Genomic DNA, 22,387 nt, shown 5'->3' with positions numbered 1-22,387 from the left:
TGGCCAGCCCCGGCCGATCCGCGGGCGCTCCGAGGCCGCCCCGAGGCAGATCCCGGTCCGGTCCGAGGCCGCCCCGAGGCCGCTCCCGGCCCTGCCCGAGGCCGCTCCCGGGCCGATCCGGCATCCGAACCGGGCCCGGCACCGCCCGCCAACGGTCGTCCACCGCTCGCCCGTTGTTCGATTAGCGGCCGGGTTACGGCCTCTCTCCACAGATTCGGTGACTTTCTCCCGTCCACACCCTGGGGACTGGGAAGTTGTCCAGACTGTGTCCACAGGCACCGCAGGTGCGAGACCATCGGACCAGGTCACCTGCCTGTGGATTCGTGGACGAAGGATCTCCACAGGCTGTGGACAAAAAAATGATCCACAGGCTGTGCACGAAGTTGTCCACCGGCAACCCACAGGCTGCGGCCCGTTGTCCCCAGCGATCTCGGGCTTCTCCACATGTCTGTCCACTGTTCGGCAACGCGACGCGCCTCCTCACCGAGTCGAGTGAAAGGCGTCACACGAAGGTGCCGGGTTGCCCTGTGGGAAAGGTGGGTAAACCTGGGGACGCCGCTGGGGAGAACTCGCCTCAGCCTGTGCACGGCGTGTGCAGAACTTTCTGTTCTCCACAGAAGGCCCCGGTTGTCCACCGCCTCCGCCCACAGGCCCGGTGGATAAAAAACCGCCCCTGAGCTGCGAAAACAGGGTTATCCACCGTTTCCACAGCCCCTACTACTACTCCCAACTAGAGAGAGCGAGAAAACCGTTTAGAAGGGGGTCCTGTGCACAACTCGCTCCTCGGTGCCCGACTGCCCCTCGTCACGACTTGACCCCGAGGGGCACCGACTGTCAGTGCGGTGCGTCAGACTGGTCCCCGTTGGTCCTGCCCCTCGCCGGGGCCGACCACACCGAGACAGACGACGAAGGCCAGGCAGGGCGAGAAGCGCCGGCAACAGCAGGAGGCGGCAAGAGTGAAGATCCGGGTGGAACGCGACGTACTCGCGGAGGCCGTGGCCTGGGCGGCACGCAGCCTCCCGGCCCGTCCGCCGGCGCCTGTCCTCGCCGGCCTGCTGCTGAAGGCGGAGGACGGCCAGCTGAGCCTGTCCAGCTTCGACTACGAGGTCTCCGCGCGGGTCTCCGTGGACACCGAGGTCGAGGAGGAGGGCACGGTCCTCGTCTCGGGCCGCCTGCTCGCGGACATCTGCCGTGCCCTGCCCAACCGCCCGGTGGAGATCTCCACAGACGGTGTACGGGCGACGGTGGTCTGCGGTTCCTCCCGCTTCACCCTCCACACACTGCCTGTGGAGGAGTACCCGTCCCTGCCGCAGATGCCGAACGCGACGGGCACGGTGCCCGGCGAGGTCTTCGCCTCCGCGGCCGCCCAGGTCGCCATCGCCGCCGGCCGTGACGACACGCTGCCGGTCCTCACCGGTGTGCGCATCGAGATCGAGGGCGACACGGTCACGCTGGCCTCCACCGACCGCTACCGCTTCGCGGTCCGCGAGTTCCTGTGGAAGCCGGAGAACCCGGACGCCTCCGCGGTCGCCCTGGTGCCCGCCAAGACGCTCCTGGACACCGCCAAGGCGCTCACGAGCGGCGACAGCGTCATCCTGGCGCTGTCCGGATCCGGCGCGGGCGAGGGCCTGATCGGTTTCGAGGGCGCGGGACGGCGTACGACGACCCGTCTCCTGGAGGGCGACCTCCCGAAGTACCGCACGCTGTTCCCGACCGAGTTCAACTCCGTCGCCGTGATCGAGACCGCCCCCTTCGTGGAGGCCGTCAAGCGTGTGGCTCTGGTCGCCGAGCGCAACACCCCGGTGCGGCTCAGCTTCGAGCAGGGCGTGCTCATCCTGGAGGCCGGCTCCAGCGACGACGCACAGGCTGTGGAGCGGGTCGACGCCCAGCTCGAGGGCGACGACATCTCGATCGCCTTCAACCCGACCTTCCTGCTGGACGGCCTGAGCGCCATCGACTCCCCGGTCGCCCAGCTGTCCTTCACGACGTCCACGAAGCCCGCGCTGCTCAGTGGCAAGCCGGCGCTGGACGCGGAGGCGGACGAGGCCTACAAGTACCTGATCATGCCGGTGCGTCTCAGCGGCTGACGCCGGTGCCGTGATCCGACCGGTCGTCCACAGGCGGTGGACGACCGGGGCGGTCCCTGGGGAGAAGCCATCGGCGAATCCCCAGGTGGGGTCGTACGTCTGAGCGCGTATGCCCACAGGTGTGCGTGACCGTCCGGGTTTAGGCTCGGACATGGGTGCGAATGCGCCCCACACGCCACACAGCGACTTAAGGAACAACTGATGGAGCTCGGTCTCGTCGGCCTCGGCAAGATGGGCGGCAACATGCGCGAGCGGATCCGCCGCGCGGGCCACACCGTCGTCGGATACGACCGCAACCCGGACCTCGCCGATGTCCACAGCCTCGAAGAGCTTGTGGGCAAGCTCAAGGGCCCGCGCGTGGTCTGGGTGATGGTCCCGGCAGGCGCCGCCACCCAGTCGACCGTCGACGAGCTCGCCGAGCTGCTGGAGCCGGGCGACGTCGTCGTGGACGGCGGCAACTCCCGCTGGACGGACGACGAGAAGCACGCCGGGGAACTGGCCGCCAAGGGCATCGGCTTCGTGGACTGCGGCGTCTCCGGCGGCGTCTGGGGCCTGGAGAACGGCTACGCGCTGATGTACGGCGGCGACGCGGAGCACGTGGCCAAGGTGCAGCCCGTCTTCGACGCGCTCAAGCCCGAGGGCGACTTCGGCGCGGTGCACGCCGGCAAGGTCGGCGCCGGGCACTTCGCGAAGATGGTCCACAACGGCATCGAGTACGCCATGATGCAGGCCTACGCCGAGGGCTGGGAGCTGCTGGAGAAGGTCGACTCCGTCACGGACGTGCGCGAGGTCTTCCGCTCCTGGCAGGAGGGCACGGTCATCCGGTCCTGGCTGCTCGACCTGGCCGTCAACGCCCTGGACGAGGACGAGCACCTCGACAAGCTGCGCGGCTTCGCGCAGGACTCCGGCGAGGGCCGCTGGACGGTCGAGGCCGCCATCGACAACGCCGTGCCGCTGCCCGCCATCACGGCCTCGCTGTTCGCGCGGTTCGCCTCCCGCCAGGAGGACTCGCCGCAGATGAAGATGATCGCGGCGCTGCGCAACCAGTTCGGCGGCCACGCGGTCGAGAAGAAGTAGTCCACAGGGTCGCCCCGCGATCCACAACCCTGGGGGAGGTCGGCGAACGACCATGCACGTCACGCATCTGTCGCTGGCCGACTTCCGCTCGTACGCCCGGGTCGAGGTTCCGCTCGACTCGGGCGTCACCTCGTTCGTCGGCCCCAACGGGCAGGGCAAGACGAACCTCGTCGAGGCCGTCGGCTACCTCGCCACCCTCGGCAGCCACCGGGTCGCCTCGGACGCGCCCCTGGTCCGCATGGGCGCCGACCGCGCGATCATCCGGGCGCAGATCAGACAGGGCGAGCGGCAGCAGCTGGTCGAGCTGGAGCTGAACCCGGGCAAGGCCAACCGTGCCCGCATCAACAGGTCCTCGCAGGTCAGGCCCCGTGATGTGCTGGGCATCGTACGGACCGTGCTGTTCGCGCCCGAGGATCTCGCGCTGATCAAGGGCGATCCCGGTGAGCGGCGCCGCTTCCTCGACGAGCTGATCACCGCGCGTTCCCCGCGGATGGCGGGCGTGCGCTCGGACTACGAGCGGGTGCTCAAGCAGCGCAACACGCTCCTGAAGTCGGCCGCGCTCGCCCGACGGCACGGCGGCCGCTCCATGGACCTGTCGACCCTCGACGTGTGGGACCAGCACCTCGCGCGCGTGGGCGCCGAGCTGCTCGCCCAGCGCCTCGACCTGGTCGCCGCGATCCAGCCGCTCGCCGACAAGGCATACGAGCAACTGGCGCCCGGCGGCGGTCCGGTGGCCCTGGAGTACAAGCCGTCCGCGCCCGGTGAGGCACACACGCGTGAGGACCTCTACGGGCAGCTGATGGCCGCGCTCGCGGACGTGCGCAAGCAGGAGATCGAGCGGGGCGTGACGCTCGTGGGCCCGCATCGGGACGACGTGGTTCTCAAGCTCGGCCAGCTGCCCGCCAAGGGGTACGCCTCCCACGGCGAGTCCTGGTCGTACGCGCTGGCGCTGCGGCTGGCCTCGTACGACCTGCTGCGGGCCGAGGGCAACGAACCGGTGCTGGTCCTGGACGACGTCTTCGCCGAGCTGGACGCCCGTCGGCGGGAACGGCTGGCCGAGCTGGTGGCGCCCGGTGAGCAGGTGCTGGTGACGGCGGCGGTCGACGACGACGTACCGCATGTGCTCGCGGGGGCCAGGTACGCCGTGGCCGAGGGGACGGTGGAGCGCGTATGACCGCCGACGAGCCCGCGAAGCGGGCCCCCGAGCCGTCCGGCGTCGACCTCGCGCGGGTGGCGCTCAGGGCGGCCCGCGAGCAGGCACGCGCGCGGGGGGACGCGGCTCAGCAGAAGAAGCAGGCACGGCGCGGTGGCGGCCTGCGCTCCGGCGCGCGCGCGGACGGCCGCGACCCCATGGCGCTGGGCGCGGCGATCAACCGGCTGCTCAACGAGCGCGGGTGGGAGGCGCCGGCGGCGGTGGGCGGTGTGATGGGCCGGTGGCCGCAGATCGTCGGCGAGGACGTGGCGAAGCACTGTGTGCCGGAGAAGTACGACGAGGACGAGCGGGCGCTGATCGTGCGCTGTGACTCGACGGCCTGGGCGACGAACCTGCGGCTGCTCGCGCCGACTCTGGTCGCGCGCCTCAACGAGGACCTGGGCCACGGGACGGTGCGGCAGATCAAGGTGCTCGGTCCCAACGGCCCCGCCCGCCGCTACGGCCCCCTCAGGGCCCCTGGGAGCACCGGTCCCGGCGATACCTACGGGTGACGTGCGTCACGCTTTTCCAAGCCGGGAGGGTCCCGTGAGGACCGCCCGGCCTTCGTTCCGTGTGCCCGCGTGCGGGTGCGAATTCGGACGTGACTCCCAAGTAGCCAAGGGTTGACACCCGGAAGCGCTGAGTGCCTCCGTGAGCCTCTTGGAGCCCCCTTCCGTATATCGGGACCCGGAAGAGACCGGTTGAGGGCGGCACATGCGGACTCAGGTACCGGCAAACCCCCATCAGTGTCAGTGCTACCGGTAGACTGGAAGCCAATCCCGCCCCGAACGTGGGGACCGCCCGGGAGAAGCTGAGCAACGCCGATCAAGGCTTACCAACGCAACATGCCGCAGCCGCTCCGGCAACCTGCCGACGAGCCTGGCTGGTGCTGTGCCAGAAAGGGCGCTTCGTGGCCGATTCCGGCAACCCCAACGAGAACATCCCGTCCACCGACGCCGGCGCCAGCGGCGGGGCAGCCGCCCCGTCCAGCGAGGTCACCACCTCGTACGACGCCAGCGCCATTACCGTCCTCGAGGGTCTGGACGCGGTCCGTAAGCGACCCGGTATGTACATCGGCTCGACCGGCGAGCGCGGTCTGCACCACCTCGTGTACGAGGTCGTCGACAACTCGGTCGACGAGGCGCTGGCCGGCCACGCGGACACCATCGACGTGACGATCCTGGCCGACGGCGGCGTCCGTGTCATCGACAACGGCCGCGGTATCCCGGTGGGCATCGTCGCGTCCGAGGGCAAGCCGGCCCTCGAGGTCGTGCTGACCGTGCTGCACGCGGGCGGCAAGTTCGGCGGCGGCGGTTACGCGGTCTCCGGTGGTCTGCACGGCGTGGGCGTCTCGGTCGTGAACGCCCTGTCGAGCAAGGTCGCGGTCGAGGTCAAGACCGACGGCCACCGCCACACGCAGGACTACAAGATGGGCGTCCCGACGGCCCCGCTCGTCCAGCACGAGGCCACGGACGAGACGGGCACCTCGGTCACCTTCTGGGCCGACGCCGACATCTTCGAGACCACGGAGTACTCCTTCGAGACGCTCTCGCGGCGCTTCCAGGAGATGGCGTTCCTCAACAAGGGTCTGACGATCAAACTCACCGACGAGCGCGAGTCGGCGAAGGCGACCGCCGGGGCGGACGAGGCGGGTGCGGACGAGAAGGACGAGGTCAAGACCGTCACGTACCACTACGAGGGCGGCATCGTCGACTTCGTGAAGTACCTCAACTCCCGCAAGGGCGAAGCGGTGCACCCGACGGTGATCGACCTCGAGGCGGAGGACAAGGAGAAGAGCCTCTCCCTCGAAGTCGCCATGCAGTGGAACAGCGGTTACAGCGAGGGCGTCTACTCCTTCGCCAACATCATCCACACGCATGAGGGCGGCACCCACGAGGAGGGCTTCCGCTCGGCGCTGACGAACCTCGTCAACAAGTACGCGCGCGACAAGAAGCTGCTGCGCGAGAAGGACGACAACCTCACGGGCGACGACATCCGCGAGGGTCTGACGGCGATCATCTCGGTCAAGCTGAGCGAGCCCCAGTTCGAGGGTCAGACGAAGACCAAGCTGGGCAACACGGAGGCGAAGACCTTCGTCCAGAAGGCGGTCTACGAGCACCTCAACGACTGGCTGGACCGCAACCCGGTGGAGGCGGCGGACATCGTCCGCAAGGGCATCCAGGCTGCCACCGCGCGCGTGGCGGCCCGCAAGGCCCGCGACCTGACCCGCCGCAAGGGACTGCTGGAGTCGGCGTCCCTGCCGGGCAAGCTCTCCGACTGCCAGTCGAACGACCCCACCAAGTGCGAGATCTTCATCGTCGAGGGTGACTCCGCCGGCGGTTCGGCCAAGTCGGGCCGCAACCCGCAGTACCAGGCGATCCTTCCGATCCGGGGCAAGATCCTCAACGTCGAGAAGGCGCGGATCGACAAGATCCTCCAGAACCAGGAGATCCAGGCGCTGATCTCCGCCTTCGGCACCGGTGTGCACGAGGACTTCGACATCTCCAAGCTCCGCTATCACAAGATCATTCTTATGGCGGACGCCGACGTCGACGGCCAGCACATCAACACCCTGTTGCTGACCTTCCTGTTCCGCTTCATGCGGCCGCTGGTCGAGGCCGGGCACGTGTTCCTCTCCCGCCCCCCGCTCTACAAGATCAAGTGGGGCCGGGAGGACATCGAGTACGCGTACTCCGACCGGGAGCGCGACGCGCTGCTCGAGATGGGCCGCCAGCGCGGCAAGCGCGTGCGCGAGGACTCGATCCAGCGCTTCAAGGGCCTCGGTGAGATGAACGCCGAGGAGCTGCGCATCACGACCATGGACCAGGAGCACCGCGTCCTCGGCCAGGTCACCCTCGACGACGCCGCCCAGGCCGACGACCTGTTCTCGGTCCTGATGGGCGAGGACGTCGAAGCGCGTCGCGCGTTCATCCAGCGCAACGCCAAGGACGTCCGGTTCCTCGACATCTGAGTCGGTCTCAGCTGACCGCACCAGAAAGGATTCTCACCAGCAATGACCGACGAGAACACTCCCGTCACCCCTGAAGAGGGCGGCGACGTCGTGATGCGCATCGAGCCCGTCGGGCTCGAGACGGAAATGCAGCGCTCTTACCTCGACTACGCGATGTCCGTCATCGTCTCCCGCGCGCTGCCGGACGTCCGGGACGGCCTCAAGCCCGTCCACCGCCGCGTCCTGTACGCCATGTACGACGGCGGCTACCGGCCCGAGAAGGGCTTCTACAAGTGCGCCCGCGTCGTCGGCGACGTCATGGGCAACTACCACCCGCACGGCGACTCCTCGATCTACGACGCGCTGGTCCGCCTCGCGCAGCCGTGGTCGATGCGGATGCCGCTGGTGGACTCCAACGGCAACTTCGGCTCTCCCGGCAACGACCCGGCGGCCGCCATGCGGTACACCGAGTGCAAGATGATGCCGCTGTCCATGGAGATGGTCCGCGACATCGACGAGGAGACCGTCGACTTCACGGACAACTACGACGGCCGCTCCCAGGAGCCGACCGTCCTGCCGGCCCGTTTCCCGAACCTGCTGATCAACGGTTCGGCCGGTATCGCGGTCGGCATGGCGACCAACATCCCGCCGCACAACCTGCGCGAGGTCGCGTCCGGCGCCCAGTGGTACCTGGAGAATCCGGAAGCCTCGCACGAGGAGCTGCTGGACGCCCTCATCGAGCGCATCAAGGGCCCCGACTTCCCGACCGGCGCCCTCGTCGTCGGCCGCAAGGGCATCGAGGAGGCGTACCGCACGGGCCGTGGCTCCATCACGATGCGCGCGGTCGTCGAGGTCGAGGAGATCCAGAACCGCCAGTGCCTGGTGGTCACGGAGCTGCCGTACCAGACCAACCCCGACAACCTCGCGCAGAAGATCGCCGACCTGGTGAAGGACGGCAAGGTCGGCGGCATCGCGGACGTCCGTGACGAGACGTCGTCCCGTACGGGCCAGCGCCTGGTCATCGTCCTGAAGCGGGACGCGGTCGCCAAGGTCGTCCTCAACAACCTCTACAAGCACACGGACCTCCAGTCGAACTTCGGCGCCAACATGCTGGCCCTGGTCGACGGTGTGCCGCGCACGCTCTCGCTGGACGCGTTCATCCGCCACTGGGTGGCGCACCAGATCGAGGTCATCGTCCGCCGTACGCGCTTCCGGCTGCGCAAGGCCGAGGAGCGGGCGCACATCCTGCGCGGCCTGCTGAAGGCCCTGGACGCCATCGACGAGGTCATCGCGCTGATCCGGCGCAGCGACACCGTCGACATCGCGCGCACGGGCCTGATGGAGCTCCTGGAGATCGACGAGATCCAGGCCAACGCCATCCTCGAGATGCAGCTGCGCCGACTGGCCGCCCTGGAGCGCCAGAAGATCATCCAGGAGCACGACGAGCTCCAGGCGAAGATCACCGAGTACAACGCGATCCTGGCCTCGCCGGTCCGCCAGCGCGGCATCGTGAGCGAGGAACTGGCCGCGATCGTCGAGAAGTACGGCGACGACCGCAAGACGATGCTGGTGCCCTACGACGGCGACATGTCCATCGAGGACCTGATCGCCGAGGAGGACATCGTCGTCACCATCTCGCGCGGTGGCTACGTCAAGCGCACGAAGACGGACGACTACCGCTCCCAGAAGCGCGGCGGCAAGGGCGTACGCGGGGCGAAGCTCAAGGAAGACGACATCGTCGACCACTTCTTCGTCTCCACCACGCACCACTGGCTGCTGTTCTTCACGAACAAGGGCCGGGTGTACCGGGCGAAGGCGTACGAGCTGCCGGACGCCGGCCGTGACGCGCGGGGCCAGCACGTGGCGAACCTGCTGGCCTTCCAGCCGGACGAGGCGATCGCCGAGATCCTCGCGATCCGCGACTACGAGGCGGCGCCCTATCTGGTCCTGGCCACCAAGGGCGGCCTGGTCAAGAAGACGCCTCTGAAGGATTACGATTCGCCGCGTGCCGGTGGCGTCATCGCGATCAACCTCCGTGAGACGGAGGACGGTTCCGACGACGAACTGATCGGAGCCGAACTCGTTTCGGCCGACGACGATCTGCTTCTGATCAGCAGGAAGGCGCAGTCGATCCGGTTCACCGCCACGGACGAATCCCTGCGGCCCATGGGCCGTGCCACCTCGGGTGTCAAGGGCATGAGCTTCCGTGAGGGAGACCAGCTGCTCTCGATGAATGTTGTTCGACCCGGTACGTTCGTGTTCACTGCCACAGACGGTGGGTACGCGAAGCGGACCGCCGTCGACGAGTACCGCGTCCAGGGTCGCGGCGGCCTGGGTATCAAGGCTGCCAAGATCGTCGAGGATCGCGGCTCGCTCGTCGGCGCGCTGGTGGTCGAGGAGACCGACGAGATCCTCGCCATCACGCTGTCCGGCGGTGTGATTCGTACGCGAGTCAACGAGGTCAGGGAGACGGGCCGTGACACCATGGGCGTCCAACTGATCAACCTGGGCAAGCGCGATGCCGTCGTCGGTATCGCACGTAACGCCGAGGCGGGGCGTGAGGCGGAGGAGGTCGACGGCGAGGTCGCCGTGGACGAGACCGTCGAGGCAGCCACGACCACCGGCACGGACGAGGGTGAGTCGCCCTCGTCCGAGTAGCACGAGGAGAGAGTCATCGTGAGCGGAGCCACGGGCGCCGGTACGTCTGCCGGTACGGGAAAGAACGGCGGCGGCCGTGGCTCCGCCGCGCCGGCGGGGGACGCGCGTACGACCGACGCGCGGGGCGCGGGGGGTGCCGAAGGGCGTGCGGCGGACACCCACACGACCCAGCTGAAGGCCATCAAGCCCCCTGCGGGCGACTCGCCCTCGCCCTCGACCGACACGCAAGGATCGAAGGGATCCCAGGGGGGAACCGTGACGGACACCAGAGGCACGCAGGCCAAGCAGGAGGCATCGCCGCTCCCCGGTGACCGGCAGCCGCAGCAGCAGCCCGCCGGGCCCTACCACCCGCCGCAGGCCTATCCGACCCAGGCCCCCGCGGCACCGGCCGCGGCCGGCGCCGTACGGCGTCCGCGGACCGGTGCCCGCACCACGCCCCGGGTGCGCAAGGCGCGGCTGCGGGTGTCGAAGGCCGACCCCTGGTCGGTGATGAAGGTCAGCTTCCTGCTCTCCATCGCCCTGGGCATCTGCACGATCGTCGCGGCAGCCGTCCTGTGGATGGTCATGGACGCGATGGGTGTCTTCTCGACGGTCGGCAGCACGGTCTCGGAGGCGACCGGCTCGAACGAGTCGAACGGCTTCGACCTCCAGTCGTTCCTGTCGCTGTCCCACGTCCTGATGTTCACGTCGATCATCGCCGTCATCGACGTCGTCCTCGCGACCGCGCTCGCGACGCTCGGCGCGTTCATCTACAACCTGTCCGCGGGCTTCGTCGGCGGTGTCGAGCTGACGCTGGCCGAGGACGAGTGACCTCTGCCGTCGTGGCGGTTCCAAACCCTGCTGGGCGTCCCGCGACTATCGATTTTGGGACTGCCCACGTCGTGCGCTAATCTTCAGGAGTCAGCGCGCGGGACACACACCGCAGAGCGCGGCGGGGCTATAGCTCAGTTGGTTAGAGCGCATCCCTGATAAGGATGAGGCCACAGGTTCAAATCCTGTTAGCCCCACATGCGAGAAGACCCCCGGACCATCGGTCCGGGGGTCTTTTGACATCAGTGGCTGACACCAGCGGCGGCGGACGGCCGTGGGCAGCCGGTCTGGTGGACACGGCGTCAGCCCAGGGTGCTCGGCCCGTGCCGCGGGTGTCCGGCCTCGTGCCGCGGGCGTCCGGACCGTGCCACGTACTGGTCGCCGCGGCTGGGAAAATCACTGTCCGATGATCGGAACACGGTGATAGAGAGTCCACGTGACAACGACACTTACGTTCCCCGTTCTGTTGCGACTGATCGACGAACGGTCGAGCGCCTTCCGCGCCGTGGTCGCCTCCGCACCCAGCCTCGACGTGCAGGTGCCGACCTGCCCCGAGTGGACGCTGTTCGATCTGGCGCAGCACATCGGCGAGGGGCGCCGCGCCTGGGCCGCCACCGTCGCCGCAGGGCCTGCTCCGGCCAAGTCCGAACCAGAGGGCGCCCCGGCTGCGCCTCGGGAGCGCGAGGCCATGACGGCCTGGTTGGCGGAGTCCACGGAGCAACTGGTGGACGCGCTGCGGGAGGCCGGCCCGGATCGCGGTTGCTGGACGTGGTGGGGTGCGTCCCAGTCGCCGCAGACCTGTGGTGCCGTCGCCCGGCACCAGCTCCAGCAGATGGCGGTGCACACCTACGACGCCCAGGTCACTGTGGGTGCCCCGGAGCCGCTGCCGGACGAGGTGGCACTCGACGGTGTCGAGGAGTTCCTGTTCACCTGCGTCGCGACGACGGGTGCCTGGCCGCACAAGCCCACCGCCTTCGACTTCCACGCCGCCGAGGGCCGCTCCTGGCGCCTCACGGTCGACGGCGACGGCGCACGTTCCACCCGTATCTCCGTGCCCGGCGCCACGCCTGTCGCCACGCCTGTCGCCGCTGCCGACGAGGGCCCGAACGCGGCCGGCGTCTCCGTGAGCGGCACGGCCAGTGAGCTGGTTCTCTTCGTCTACGACCGTATCCCGGCGGACTCCCTGCAGATCGAGGGAGACGCAGGCCTGTTCGACCTGCTCCGCGCGTGGGAGCCGGAGGAGTAGGACGGGCGCTGTCGGGGGGCCTTCGGCGTTCCTGGCCGGCCTCAACGGCCGTGAACGGCTGCCGTCGGTCGTTGAAGGGGTTCCCGGGCCGGTTCTCAGGCCGGTTCTCCGGGCTCGGGTAGGCCTAGGCTCGGCGGATGACCTTGGAATGGGAACAGGTAATCGTTCACTCGGCAGACCCGGGGGCCCTGGGGCGGTGGTGGGCCGACGCTCTCGGGTGGGTCGTGGTCCACTCCTCCGACGACGAGTTCGAGATCCGCCGGGAGCCGGACCGTCTGCCGGGGTTGGAATTCGTCCGGCTCGAGGAGAGCAAGCAGGGCAAGAGCCGGCTGCATCTCGACTTCAGGCCCGATGACCAGGACGCGGAGGTGGCTCGCCTCGAGGCGCATGGCGCGAAGCGTGTCGACATCGGCCAGGGTGACCAGTCGTGGGTCGTCATGGCGGACCCGGAAGGAAACGAGTTCTGTGTCCTCGGCCCGCGGCGTGGGTGAGAGCCCCTGACCGGGGACGAGCGAGTGCGGCGTGGCACGGCGAAGGCCCGGTGGCTCCTGGGGAGCTGCCGGGCCTGCTCGTGCGGGCTGTACGCAAGTTCGCCGTTACGTCGGGGGAGGCGGCACGTGGCGTGCCGGGGGGCTCAGCGCTGGAGCGGGGTGGCCGGCTCGGCCGGGTCCGCGGAGTCGCAGGAGGCGGTGGCGTGCTCGGCCGCTTCCGTGTCCGGGAGGCCGCGGTGGCGGCAGCTGGGTGACTTGCCGTGTGCCTCGGCGCGGATGCGCTGCTTCATCGTGGGGGGCAGGGAGCGGGCTTGGGCCCAGACCCAGGGAGCCGCGGCCGTGGGCCACGCCGTCGTGTCCGCGGTGGTCACGCTCTCGCTGCTGCGCGTCGGAGCGGTCTGCGCCGCCGCCGTGGTGGCGGTCGTCGTGATCAGTCCGAGCGCCGTGCACAGCGCGAGGAAGGCGGTGACGATGACGGTCCACAGCTTCTTGACCGGGTTCTCGGGCATGGCCCCTCACTTTCGGGTTGGGCGATTTGCGTACTTTCCTCATGATGTGTAAGGAGGGCGCGAAGTGGTGGACCGACGCTCGTGGCGTGGCGTTGTTCTGATGAACACCACCCGGATGGCCGCAAAGGGCTCTAAAAGCGGAGAAGTAAGGATCAGATGGGATGAGGACGGACAAACGTCACCGTCCGTACGGGTGTGATCACCCTCCGATCGGAGTGGTGTGATCCGCTCCTACTGCGCTGCCGAGGGCGGGAGTTGAGGGGCGCACGCAGGTCACCGATCGGTATCGGTCGGTGTGTATAGTCGGGCGCCAGAGGTCCCCTACGTCAAGGAAAGACGAGGTCGCGCGGTGAAGAAGCTTCTCCTGGTCGCACTGGCCGCCATCGGCGGGCTCCTCGTGTACCGCCAGATCCAGGCGGATCGCGCCGAGCAGGATCTGTGGACGGAGGCGACTGACTCCGTGCCCACGGGTTCGTGAGTATCGATACCGAAGACTGAGCAGACCCCGGCCGCCGCTCGCGGTCGGGGTTTTGTGTTGCGGATCCCCCGGACCCCGGTTAGAGGCGGGCTTTTCGGACGCTCGTACGGAATGCGGGGGTGGCACGCGCGCGTGCGGGGGAGGATGGCCCACGTTCGGTCGAAGGCGAGGGGGCGGGGTCGATGGGCCGGCGTACGGGGCGCGGGGCGGCCGTGTGGCGGGCCGTCGTGCGGAGCGCGGTCGTAGGAGCGGTCCTCTGCGTGTCGTCGGCGGTGCTGCCCGTGCGGGTCGCCGTGGCCGCGCCGGACGTCCCGTCGTACGCCTTCGCCGACGACGTCCGCAGCGCCCCCGCGACGACGGGCACCACCGGCGCCGCCCGTCTGGAACCCGGTGCCACGTACCGGAGTTCCCTCCAGGACGAGGACAAGGCCTACTACCGCCTCGAACTCGACGGCACGTCGGACGTGTACGTCTCCGTCACGGCGATCCCGCGCGCGGGAGCCGTGCTCTCCGCCGGGGACGGGATCGGCGTCTCCGTGCAGGACGCCGACAGCGTCACCTGCTCCTCCGACTCCGTGACCGTCGGAACAGCCGGGAGCCCGCAGCCGCTCACCGCCTGGGGAGCGCGCGAACTCCTGCCGGGCAAGGGGCTGTGCCAGAAGGCCGGTACGTACTACGTCGTAGTCGAGCGCACCGGCTCCGGCAGCGGCAGTGGCTCCGGCAGTGGTGACGAGGACACGGACCTCTCCGGCGGCGGGACCTGGGATTTGGAACTCGCGCCCGTCTCCGAGGCGCCCCTGGGGAAGGCGGCCGCCACGCGTGCGCCCGAGGTGTGGGACTCGTCCACGCCCACGCCGCCCGTGGACGAGCCGGTCTCCGTCCGGGGAGGGGCGGGCTTCGCCGAGGCGGCCGCCGTGAAGCAGGGAGTCCGGAGCGACGAGATCGTCCCCGGGCAGACCCTCTTCTACAAGGTGCCCGTCGACTGGGGGCAGCAGCTGTCCGCCACCGTCGACCTGGGCAGCGCGGAGAAGAACTCCGGGTACGTGGTCGACGCCCTGGAGATGACGCTCTACAACCCGGTGCGCGCCTCGGTCAAGGAAACGGGCATCGGGTACGGCGGCAGCCAGAAGTCGGCCTCGCTGCCCCCGGTCCCGCCGGTCGGATACGCCAACCGGTACGCCCCCACCGAGCCGACGAAGTCCCTGCGGTTCGCCGGCTCGTACTACCTGGTGGTGCACCTCGCCGCGCAGGTCGCCGATCGTTTCGGTGAGGGGCCGTACGGGCTGACCCTGCGCGTCCGGCTCGGCGGCCGCGCCCAGGCCGGTCCGGGGTACGTGCGGCAGTCGGTGCCGCGCGGGTTCTTCGACGTCGGCGCGCCTGACCCCGTGCCCTCGGGGGGCGGGGACTTGGCGGGCGCCGGCGCCTCGGGTGACGGAGCGTCGGGCGGCGACCCCGCGATGAAGGCGGTCGCCGTGGGCGGCATCGGCACCGGAAGCGTGCTGCTGATGGTGCTCGGGGTGTGGACGCTGACCGCCCGCCGCCGGGCGGCGGCTCAGATACGCGTCAACGCCCAGAACCCCACGGCGTAGCAGGCCAGCGCGAGGAACAGCAGCGGCAGCGCGACCCTGGCGGGCGGACCGGGACGCCCACGGCGGGCGGCACGATGCCCTCGGCGCCGGCCGTGCGGCGAGACGACCTGCGGCGCGGACGGGCCCTGCGGGGTTGGTGACGCTGGTAAGGCCTGCGGGTCGTGCGCGGTGTAGGAGGCCGTGGACGCCTCGCCGTTCCGGCCGCGGGTGGGCAACACGAAGGTGGGCTCGTACGGGGGCGCGGCCATGGGGCCCGGCGTCGGCGCGTAGGCGGGGGGATACGGAGTGGAGGGCTCCGGAGCTCCGGGTGCGGTGAAGGGGCCGACCGCCGGTCGGGGGGGCGGCAGGTGGAAGCTGCCGGTGTCCGACATGGAGGGAGGGGGTGCGGAGGCGGGCGCGGAGGTGGCCGGCCGTGGCGTCGGCGGCGTGGGCCGACGCGGATCCGTAGGTGTCGAATCCGGGTGCTGCCGTGGGTCGTTCGGCGCGGAGTCCGGAGCATGTCCTGGCGCGGCCGGTACGGATCCCCCGCCCGACCACGCCATCCCGGCACCGGTGCTGGGCCCCACACCCCTGCCGACGCCCGACGCCGTGCCGGTACCCAATCCTGTGCCTGTGCCTGTGCCTGTGCCTGTGCCCGGGCGGGCTGGATCAAGTGTTCCGTCCGGCCGGGAGGGCAGGCCGCCTGTGCCCGGACGGGCAGGGGCGTCGGGCGTCGCTGGACCGGAGGGGAGGGATCCGGTGCCCGCAGGGGCTGCACCGAGGGCCCCTCCCGGACGGGCGGGCAGCGGGCCGGTGCCCCGGCCGGCCGACCGGGGCACGCCGTCCGGCAGACCCGAACCGGGTGCGGCGCCGAGGCCGGCCGACTCGGGCGGGGTGTGCGGCCGGCCTCGATCAGGTGTGGCGCCGAGGCGGGCGGACTCAGGTGAGGTGTTCGGGCGCCCTGGGTCAGGTGTGGCACCCGAGCCACCGAGGTCAGATGTGACGCCCGAGCCACCGAGGTCAGATGTGACGCCCGAGCCACCGGGGTCGGGTGGGGGATGCGGGCCGCCCGGGTCTGGCGGGGAGTGCGGGCCGTCCCGGTCGGGTGGGGCGTGCGGGCCTTCCGGGTCGGGTGGGGTGTGTGGGTGGCCCTGTGTGGGGGTGGTGTTCGGTTGGGGCGTGGGCGAGTTGCGGGGACTCGGCCGTCTTGGTGGGCCGTTGGGGCCGAAACCCGGGGGCAGTGGGCCGAGTTGGTCGAAGATCTCGATCAGCTCGTCGTCGGGGCCGGGCTCGGGCAGCAGCTCGACGGCCGCCGCGAGCGCCTTGCGGGCCCCCGTGGCCGTACGGAAGCGCGCCTGCGGATCCGGCTGGAGCAGGGTGGCGACCACCTGCCACAGCGGCTCCGGCACACTCTTGGGGGCGCCCGGAGTCCCGTGTTCCGCGAAGTACTGGACGAGCGCCTTGGCGTCCGGCTTGGCCCCCTCCAGCAGATACAGCGCGACCAGGCCGACGGCGAACAGGTCGGCGGGGAAGTCCGGTTCGGCGCCCATCATCTGCTCGGGGGCGAGGTAACCGGGCGTTCCGACCACGAGGTTGGTTTCGGTCAGCCGGGGCTCGCCCAGCCGCATCGCGATGCCGAAGTCGGAGAGCCTGAGGCGCGGCCGGGCCGTACCGGTGGCCTCCAGCAGGATGTTGGCGGGTTTGATGTCGCGGTGCACGACACCCTCCGCGTGGACCGCGGTGAGCCCGGAGAGCAACTGGTCGAGCAGCGTGCACACGAAGACCGGGGGCAGCGGGCCGTAGTCGCCGACGAGATGGACCAGCGAGCCGCCGGCCACCAGATCCATGGTGAACAGGACCTTGTCGTCGTCGGCGGCCCAGCTGGCGGGCGCGAGCACATGCGGATGGTCGATCCGCAGCGCCTGCTCGCGGACGAAGCGCAGCAGCGCGTGCGCGTCGCTCTGCTGGAGCACCTTGGCGGCCACGTAACGGCGGCGGCGGTGGTCCCAGGCGCGCCAGACCGCACCGACCCCTCCGCGACCGATCGGATCGGCCAGTTCGTACCGTCCGGCGAAGACCTCACCCATGGCTGTGCGTCGCTCCTCCCCCTGGTCCCGCTCGGGTCTCCCCCTCTGCCTCTCTGCTTCCCCCGTGATGAGTGATACGACCCCCGTGAGCCCCGCTGCGTTCCGCTGTCCCCCGAGCTGCCGACTGCCCGGCTGCCGAACCCCCTTCGGCGACCGGGCCGAGGGCTCAGTTCTGGTGGGACTGGTAGTGCGTGACCGCGTCGGAGGTACGGCCGGCGCCGTACACCCGGAGGAACTCTGCCAGTTCCGGGTGGGTCGGGGCGAGAGTGTCGGCGGCGTCGATGATGTCGCCGGCGGCGGCCACCGAGCGCAGCAGGGACTGGATCTCGCGGACGACCCGCTTGACCGTGGGCGCGCCCGAACCACTCGTCGTCTGTGTGGTGTTGCTGAGCACCGAGCCCCCCTGGGACCGCTTGATCTCGTCCATGCGCTCGGTCGCCTCGGCGGCGCTGACGCTGCCGTCCGCGACCTGGGCGGCCAACTCCTGGAGCAGCTGCACCCGCTGCACCACGGCCGGGTTGCCGATCTTCGCCCGCTGACCGCTCATCAGCTGCGACAGCATCGGCGCCGAGAGTCCCAGTACCCCAGCGAGACGAGCCTGGTTGAGACCAAGATCGTCGATGAGCTTACGGAAGAGCGCCCCCAGCGGCTCTCCGTACCAGTTCCGCTGAAGTTCCCGCGCTCTCGCGGTCGCTTCCTGCTGTGCGGCGTCCATTGCGTCTCCCCATCGCTTCCCCAGAAACCGCGGTTCGCTGTAGCGAACCGCGTCCGAGCATCTTACGGAGAGTGGTCATCCGCGGGGACCCCCAATCTTTTTGCGAGATACCCCGGGTGACCCGGTACTCTGGTCTGCGGCGCCCGGCGGTACGAGGTTTTCCGACCGGACGTCTCTTGCGGGGCCTTAGCTCAGTTGGTAGAGCGCTGTCTTTGCATGGCAGATGTCAGGGGTTCGACTCCCCTAGGCTCCACGGAAAGACCCCGCCCACCTGCGGAAACGCAGGTGGGCGGGGTCTTTTTTCCGTTGAGGCGCCGCAGGTGGGCCGTGGGCCGTGGGCCGCTCAGCTGCGGTCGTCGCGGTTCTTCGCGGCCTCCTCCTCGGCTTCCTTGGCCTGTACCTCGGCGTCGAGGACCGCCGGATCGCCGCTGCCGTCCACCGAGGTGAGGCCGCCCGAGGCGGGAACCTCCGTGGCCGCCGGCGGCTCGACCAGCCAGTCCGGGTTGGCCTGCTTGTCCCACCACTTCCAGGCCGCGTAGGCACCGCCGGCGACGGCACCGAGGACGATCAGCGCCTTGGCGAGCTTGCCCGCCTTGGCCCGCCGCCGGTGCTTGCGCGTCAGCTTCTCGATCTCCTTCGGCGTCACCTGGCCGCGCAGTGCGGCCAGCGCGGCGACGCCTCGGGCGGCGGCCTCGTCCTTCACGGGCCCGGCCGCGGCCACGGCCTGTTCGATCCTCGGCCGGGAGTATTCGGCGGCCTGTCGTGCGACCAGCCGGGTGCGGGCGGCCGCTTCCTGCGCGGCCAGGTCCACCTTCGGCGGGACATGGGTCTTGGCCTGCTCCAGACGCGGGGCGACGTGGGCGTCGTACTGCACGCGGGCCTGTTCTGCGGCCAGCGACACCTTGGGCGCGAGCCGTACACGGGCCTCATGCGCGTAGAGCGCGGCCCGTTCCTTGGCCGTGTCGGCGTAGGGCGCCACCACTTCCGCGGCGTGCAGCACGCTGTCCTTCGCCGAGCCGGTCGCGGCGCGCACGCTGTCGATGCGGGTCACGGGTTCCTCCTCCTCGGTGGCGTACGGTATTTCGACTTTCCACCCTTTTACGGATCATGCCTGTCAATGGCCGTCCCGGCACGCGTGGACGGGCATACGGGTGCTGATCACATGCGATAGGGGACGGATCAGGGGCAATGGCAATAGAGGGTCGACAGGGCGACAAAGCCGACGATGCCACGGATCGGCGCCGCCCGCTCCCGTCCCGGACGAGTCGGATGCTTTTGTGTACCCGAACCGACGCTTCTGATGCCGGAACGGACGGTCGGAAGATGCCCGCCCCGGACCGTGCGAGGATCTGTGGGTCACAGAGAGACAACGGAAGGCAGACCGTGGCCGAGCACCTGTACGCCACCCTGAAGACCAACCACGGCGACATCGAGATCCGGCTCTACCCGGACCACGCCCCGAAGACGGTCAAGAACTTCGTCGACCTCGCGACCGGCGAGCGTGAGTGGGTCAACCCGGAGACCGGCGTGCGGTCCAAGGACAGGCTGTACGACGGCACGGTCTTCCACCGCGTGATCAGCGGATTCATGATCCAGGGCGGCGACCCGCTGGGCAACGGGACCGGCGGCCCCGGCTACCAGTTCGAGGACGAGTTCCACCCGGACCTGCGCTTCGACAGGCCCTACCTGCTGGCCATGGCGAACGCCGGCCCGGCGACCAACGGCTCGCAGTTCTTCATCACCGTCTCTCCGACGGCCTGGCTGACCCGCAAGCACACCATCTTCGGCGAGGTCGTCGACCCGGCCGGCCAGAAGGTGGTGGACGCCATCGCGGCCGCCCAGACCAACCCGCGCACCGACCGTCCGCTGAAGGACGTCGTCATCGAGTCGGTCGTCGTCGAGAGCCGCAAGAGCTGAGGCGACGCTCCTGCGCGCCGTCGGGAGCCACCGGCGCACCCTCGGGAGCCACCGGCGCGCCGTCGGGAACCAAACGCCCTGCTCGTCCGTAAGGATGAGCAGGGCGGTTCCTTTCCGACTACGCCGACTGCTCCGATACTCGACCACCACAACTCGGACGACTTACCTGGGGGAGCCCATGGACCAGGCGCCTGGCAGCCGGCAGGACGACGCGCAGAGCGGCCTGCCCGTCTGCTACCGGCACCCCGACCGGGAGACCGGCATTCGCTGCACCCGCTGCGAGCGCCCGATCTGCCCGGAGTGCATGGTCAGCGCCTCCGTCGGTTTCCAGTGCCCCACCTGCGTGCGCGAGGGCTCCGGTACGGGGCACGCGCCCGGCGCCTCGCAGCCCCGCACGCTCGCGGGGGGCGTCGTCACCGCCGATCCCCGGCTGCTCACCAAGATCCTCATCGGGATCAACGTGGCGGTGTTCCTCGCCGTGCAGGTGCGGTCCTCGTTGCTGGACAGCCTGGTGCTGATCGGCCAGTGGCCGCCGGCCCCCTTCAACCCGACGGAGGGCGTGGCCGAGGGCGAGTGGTACCGCATGGTGACCTCGATGTTCACGCACGAGGCTCCCTGGCACCTCGCCTTCAACATGCTGGGCCTGTGGTGGCTCGGCGGCCCGCTGGAACAGGCGCTCGGCCGGGCCCGCTATCTGTCGCTCTACCTGGTGTCCGGTCTCGCGGGCGGTGCCCTGAGCTATCTGCTCGCCTCCCCGGGCACCGCGATGCTGGGCGCCTCGGGCGCGATCTTCGGTCTGTTCGGTGCGACGGCCGTGCTGATGCGCCGGCTGCGGCAGGACATGCGGCCGATCATCGCCCTGCTGGTGATCAACCTGGTCATCACGTTCGGGTGGAGCGGCATCTCCTGGCAGGCCCACATCGGCGGTCTGGTCGCGGGTGTCGTGATGGGGATCGGCATGGTCCACGCCCCCCGTGAGCGGAGGGCCCTCGTCCAGTTCGGGACCTGCGCGTTGATGCTGGCCGTCGTCGTGGTGGCCACGCTCCTGAGGACCGTCCAGCTCACCTGAGCGCGCTGTTGTCCACAGTCTGTGTCGAATCTTGTGCACAACGTGCGGGAACAGCTGTGCCCCCTGCCATCGACCGGCGTTTGGGCAGGTCAGGCAGGGGGCGAACAGTCATTCGAGTGAAGGTGACAGCCGGTAGTTACGTCACACCGGCGTCAACCTTCGGTGAGTTATCCACAGATCGTCTTTCTTTTCCCCATGTGGAAAACTGCTGTGGATAACTCAGGGGATAGCCCTGGGCAGAACTACTCGCCCCGCGCCGGCCCCGCCGGTGGCAGCGCTGCTTCCACTGCTGCGGACACCGCTACTTCCACTGCGTGGAGACGCCGAATCCGGCCGCGATGAACCCGAAGCCCACGACGATGTTCCAGTTGTCCAGCTTGTCGATGGGCAGCGAGCCGTCCGTCACGTAGAAGACGACGATCCAGGCGAGTCCGATGAGGAACATGGCCAGCATCACCGGCGCGACCCAGGCACGGCTGTTCAGCTTGATGGCGGTCGCCTGCTTCGCCGGGGGCGGCGTGTAGTCGGCCTTCTTGCGGATACGTGACTTCGGCACGAGGGTCTCTCCTGTCGATGCGCTGCGTGGCCGCGCAGGTGCTGGATCGGGCTCGGGGGCTGTGTCTAGGGGACTGAAGGGCTCCCCCGGGCGTCCGTTAGCGTAGTGCTTCTACGGCGCCGAAGGAGATAAGGGTACGTTGAGCAATTCTGCCGACTCCCCCGGGACGGGTACAACGGGTTCCGCCCCCGAGTCCGCCGGCGACCCCTCCTCCGCCTCCGACCGCCGGGGCGGCTTCCGGCCCGTACGGGTGCTCACCGTGGGGGTCTTCGCCCTCGCAGGCCTCCTCTTCTTCACCAGTTTCAACACGGCCAAGGGCACCAACATCCGCACGGACGCCTCCCTGCTGAAGCTGTCCGACCTCATCCAGGAGCGCAGCCAGAAGAACGGCGAGCTGGACGAGACGAACGGGGCCCTGCGCGACGACGTGGAGTCCCTGGCCGAGGCCGACGACGGCAGCACCCAGGCCCAGGACGACAAGCTCGCGGGCCTGGAGAAGAACGCGGGGACCCAGAAGGTCAAGGGCAAGGCCATCACCGTCACCCTCAACGACGCCCCGCCGAACGCCACCGCCAAGCTCCCCGGCTACCCGGAGCCGCAGCCCGACTACATGGTCATCCACCAGCAGGACCTGCAGGCCGTCGTGAACGCGCTCTGGCAGGGCGGCGCCCAGGGCATCAAGGTCATGGACCAGCGGCTGATCTCCACCAGCGCCGTGCGCTGCGTCGGCAACACCCTGATCCTCCAGGGCCGCGTCTACTCACCGCCGTACAAGATCCAGGCGGTCGGCGACCCGGAGAAGCTTCAGCAGGCGCTCGCCGAGGCCCCCGCGATCCAGAACTACATGGTCTACGTGAACGTCTACGGCCTCGGCTGGAAAGTCACCGAGGACGGGGCGGTGACTCTGCCCGGCTACTCGGGCACAGTGGATCTGCACTACGCCAAGCCTGTGGAGTAGTGGGGTAGCGGCCGCCGGG

The 22,387-nt window shown here is 69.6% G+C and carries 19 protein-coding genes and 2 tRNA genes; 16 read left to right on the top strand and 5 right to left on the bottom strand.

What is annotated here, in order from left to right; all coding sequences use genetic code 11:
• Positions 1-956: 956 nt before the first annotated feature.
• The 10 genes from dnaN (at position 957) to ASD48_RS37205 (ending at position 12,511) form a co-directional block, all read left to right on the top strand.
• Positions 957-2,087, top strand: a complete 1,131-nt coding sequence (gene dnaN, locus ASD48_RS37250) for a DNA polymerase III subunit beta (protein ID WP_054242113.1) — start codon at positions 957-959, stop codon at positions 2,085-2,087.
• A 201-nt stretch (positions 2,088-2,288) separates the two neighbouring features.
• Positions 2,289-3,164, top strand: coding sequence for a phosphogluconate dehydrogenase (NAD(+)-dependent, decarboxylating) (gene gnd, locus ASD48_RS37245; protein WP_057606303.1), 876 nt, complete (start codon positions 2,289-2,291; stop codon positions 3,162-3,164).
• A 52-nt stretch (positions 3,165-3,216) separates the two neighbouring features.
• Entirely contained in the window at positions 3,217-4,338 is a 1,122-nt protein-coding gene (gene recF / locus ASD48_RS37240; RefSeq protein ID WP_057606302.1) for a DNA replication/repair protein RecF, read from the top strand.
• The gene (locus ASD48_RS37235) at positions 4,335-4,868 is read left to right on the top strand and encodes a DciA family protein (protein WP_057606301.1); all 534 of its coding nucleotides are present in this window, start codon (positions 4,335-4,337) and stop codon (positions 4,866-4,868) included. The genes recF and ASD48_RS37235 overlap by 4 nt, the downstream gene beginning before the upstream one ends.
• 374 nt (positions 4,869-5,242) lie before the next feature.
• The gene (gene gyrB, locus ASD48_RS37230; RefSeq protein WP_057606300.1) at positions 5,243-7,327 is read left to right on the top strand and encodes a DNA topoisomerase (ATP-hydrolyzing) subunit B; all 2,085 of its coding nucleotides are present in this window, start codon (positions 5,243-5,245) and stop codon (positions 7,325-7,327) included.
• Positions 7,328-7,369: 42 nt separating this feature from the next.
• Positions 7,370-9,964, top strand: coding sequence for a DNA gyrase subunit A (gene gyrA / locus ASD48_RS37225; RefSeq protein WP_057606299.1), 2,595 nt, complete (start codon positions 7,370-7,372; stop codon positions 9,962-9,964).
• 18 nt (positions 9,965-9,982) lie between these two features.
• Positions 9,983-10,774 carry a DUF3566 domain-containing protein gene (locus tag ASD48_RS37220; RefSeq protein WP_057606298.1) on the top strand — a complete coding sequence of 264 codons (792 nt, stop codon included), beginning with the start codon at positions 9,983-9,985 and terminating at the stop codon, positions 10,772-10,774.
• A gap of 123 nt (positions 10,775-10,897) precedes the next feature.
• Positions 10,898-10,971: transfer RNA gene (locus ASD48_RS37215), tRNA-Ile, on the top strand.
• A 239-nt stretch (positions 10,972-11,210) separates the two neighbouring features.
• Positions 11,211-12,020, top strand: a complete 810-nt coding sequence (locus ASD48_RS37210; RefSeq protein ID WP_057606297.1) for a maleylpyruvate isomerase family mycothiol-dependent enzyme — start codon at positions 11,211-11,213, stop codon at positions 12,018-12,020.
• 137 nt (positions 12,021-12,157) lie between these two features.
• On the top strand, positions 12,158-12,511 hold the full coding sequence (locus ASD48_RS37205; protein WP_057606296.1) for a VOC family protein: 354 nt from the start codon (positions 12,158-12,160) through the stop codon (positions 12,509-12,511).
• Positions 12,512-12,654: 143 nt separating this feature from the next.
• On the opposite strand, the gene ASD48_RS37200 is transcribed toward ASD48_RS37205, so the two are convergent.
• Positions 12,655-13,020: a DUF6344 domain-containing protein gene (locus ASD48_RS37200; protein WP_057606295.1), complete on the bottom strand. Its 366-nt coding sequence runs from the start codon at positions 13,018-13,020 to the stop codon at positions 12,655-12,657.
• A gap of 349 nt (positions 13,021-13,369) precedes the next feature.
• Between ASD48_RS37200 and ASD48_RS42900 the strand changes: the two genes are divergently transcribed.
• Positions 13,370-13,498 (top strand): DLW-39 family protein, encoded by a 129-nt coding sequence (locus tag ASD48_RS42900; protein ID WP_003999697.1) that lies wholly within the window; start codon positions 13,370-13,372, stop codon positions 13,496-13,498.
• 182 nt (positions 13,499-13,680) lie between these two features.
• Entirely contained in the window at positions 13,681-15,087 is a 1,407-nt protein-coding gene (locus tag ASD48_RS37195; RefSeq protein WP_242432844.1) for a hypothetical protein, read from the top strand.
• On the opposite strand, the gene ASD48_RS37190 is transcribed toward ASD48_RS37195, so the two are convergent.
• Together ASD48_RS37190 and ASD48_RS37185 are read right to left on the bottom strand one after the other, a co-directional pair.
• The gene (locus ASD48_RS37190) at positions 15,051-17,153 is read right to left on the bottom strand and encodes a serine/threonine-protein kinase (protein WP_057606294.1); all 2,103 of its coding nucleotides are present in this window, start codon (positions 17,151-17,153) and stop codon (positions 15,051-15,053) included. The two genes, ASD48_RS37195 and ASD48_RS37190, sit on opposite strands and share 37 nt — an antisense overlap.
• Positions 17,154-17,319: 166 nt before the next feature.
• Positions 17,320-17,868 (bottom strand): DNA-binding protein, encoded by a 549-nt coding sequence (locus tag ASD48_RS37185; protein ID WP_020130633.1) that lies wholly within the window; start codon positions 17,866-17,868, stop codon positions 17,320-17,322.
• A 180-nt stretch (positions 17,869-18,048) separates the two neighbouring features.
• On the opposite strand from ASD48_RS37185, the gene ASD48_RS37180 reads away from it, so the two are divergent.
• A tRNA-Ala gene (locus ASD48_RS37180) sits at positions 18,049-18,121 on the top strand.
• Between the two features lie 90 nt (positions 18,122-18,211).
• Here ASD48_RS37180 and ASD48_RS37175 read toward each other — a convergent pair.
• The gene (locus ASD48_RS37175) at positions 18,212-18,919 is read right to left on the bottom strand and encodes a DUF5324 family protein (protein WP_057606293.1); all 708 of its coding nucleotides are present in this window, start codon (positions 18,917-18,919) and stop codon (positions 18,212-18,214) included.
• Positions 18,920-19,251: 332 nt separating this feature from the next.
• On the opposite strand from ASD48_RS37175, the gene ASD48_RS37170 reads away from it, so the two are divergent.
• The gene (locus ASD48_RS37170) at positions 19,252-19,785 is read left to right on the top strand and encodes a peptidylprolyl isomerase (protein ID WP_057606292.1); all 534 of its coding nucleotides are present in this window, start codon (positions 19,252-19,254) and stop codon (positions 19,783-19,785) included.
• A gap of 178 nt (positions 19,786-19,963) precedes the next feature.
• On the top strand, positions 19,964-20,854 hold the full coding sequence (locus ASD48_RS37165) for a rhomboid family intramembrane serine protease (protein ID WP_057606291.1): 891 nt from the start codon (positions 19,964-19,966) through the stop codon (positions 20,852-20,854).
• A gap of 301 nt (positions 20,855-21,155) precedes the next feature.
• Here ASD48_RS37165 and crgA read toward each other — a convergent pair whose 3' ends face one another.
• Positions 21,156-21,410, bottom strand: coding sequence for a cell division protein CrgA (gene crgA, locus ASD48_RS37160; RefSeq protein ID WP_054242100.1), 255 nt, complete (start codon positions 21,408-21,410; stop codon positions 21,156-21,158).
• 139 nt (positions 21,411-21,549) lie between these two features.
• On the opposite strand from crgA, the gene ASD48_RS37155 reads away from it, so the two are divergent.
• Entirely contained in the window at positions 21,550-22,368 is an 819-nt protein-coding gene (locus tag ASD48_RS37155; RefSeq protein WP_057606290.1) for a DUF881 domain-containing protein, read from the top strand.
• Positions 22,369-22,387 lie beyond the last annotated feature (19 nt).

Origin of the sequence: Streptomyces sp. Root1310, assembly GCF_001426425.1 — a bacterium.
In the GTDB taxonomy this organism is placed as follows: Bacteria; Actinomycetota; Actinomycetes; order Streptomycetales; family Streptomycetaceae; genus Streptomyces.
The sequence above is the reverse complement of the archived record's forward strand: the minus strand, read 5'-3'. Positions and strand labels throughout refer to the sequence as shown.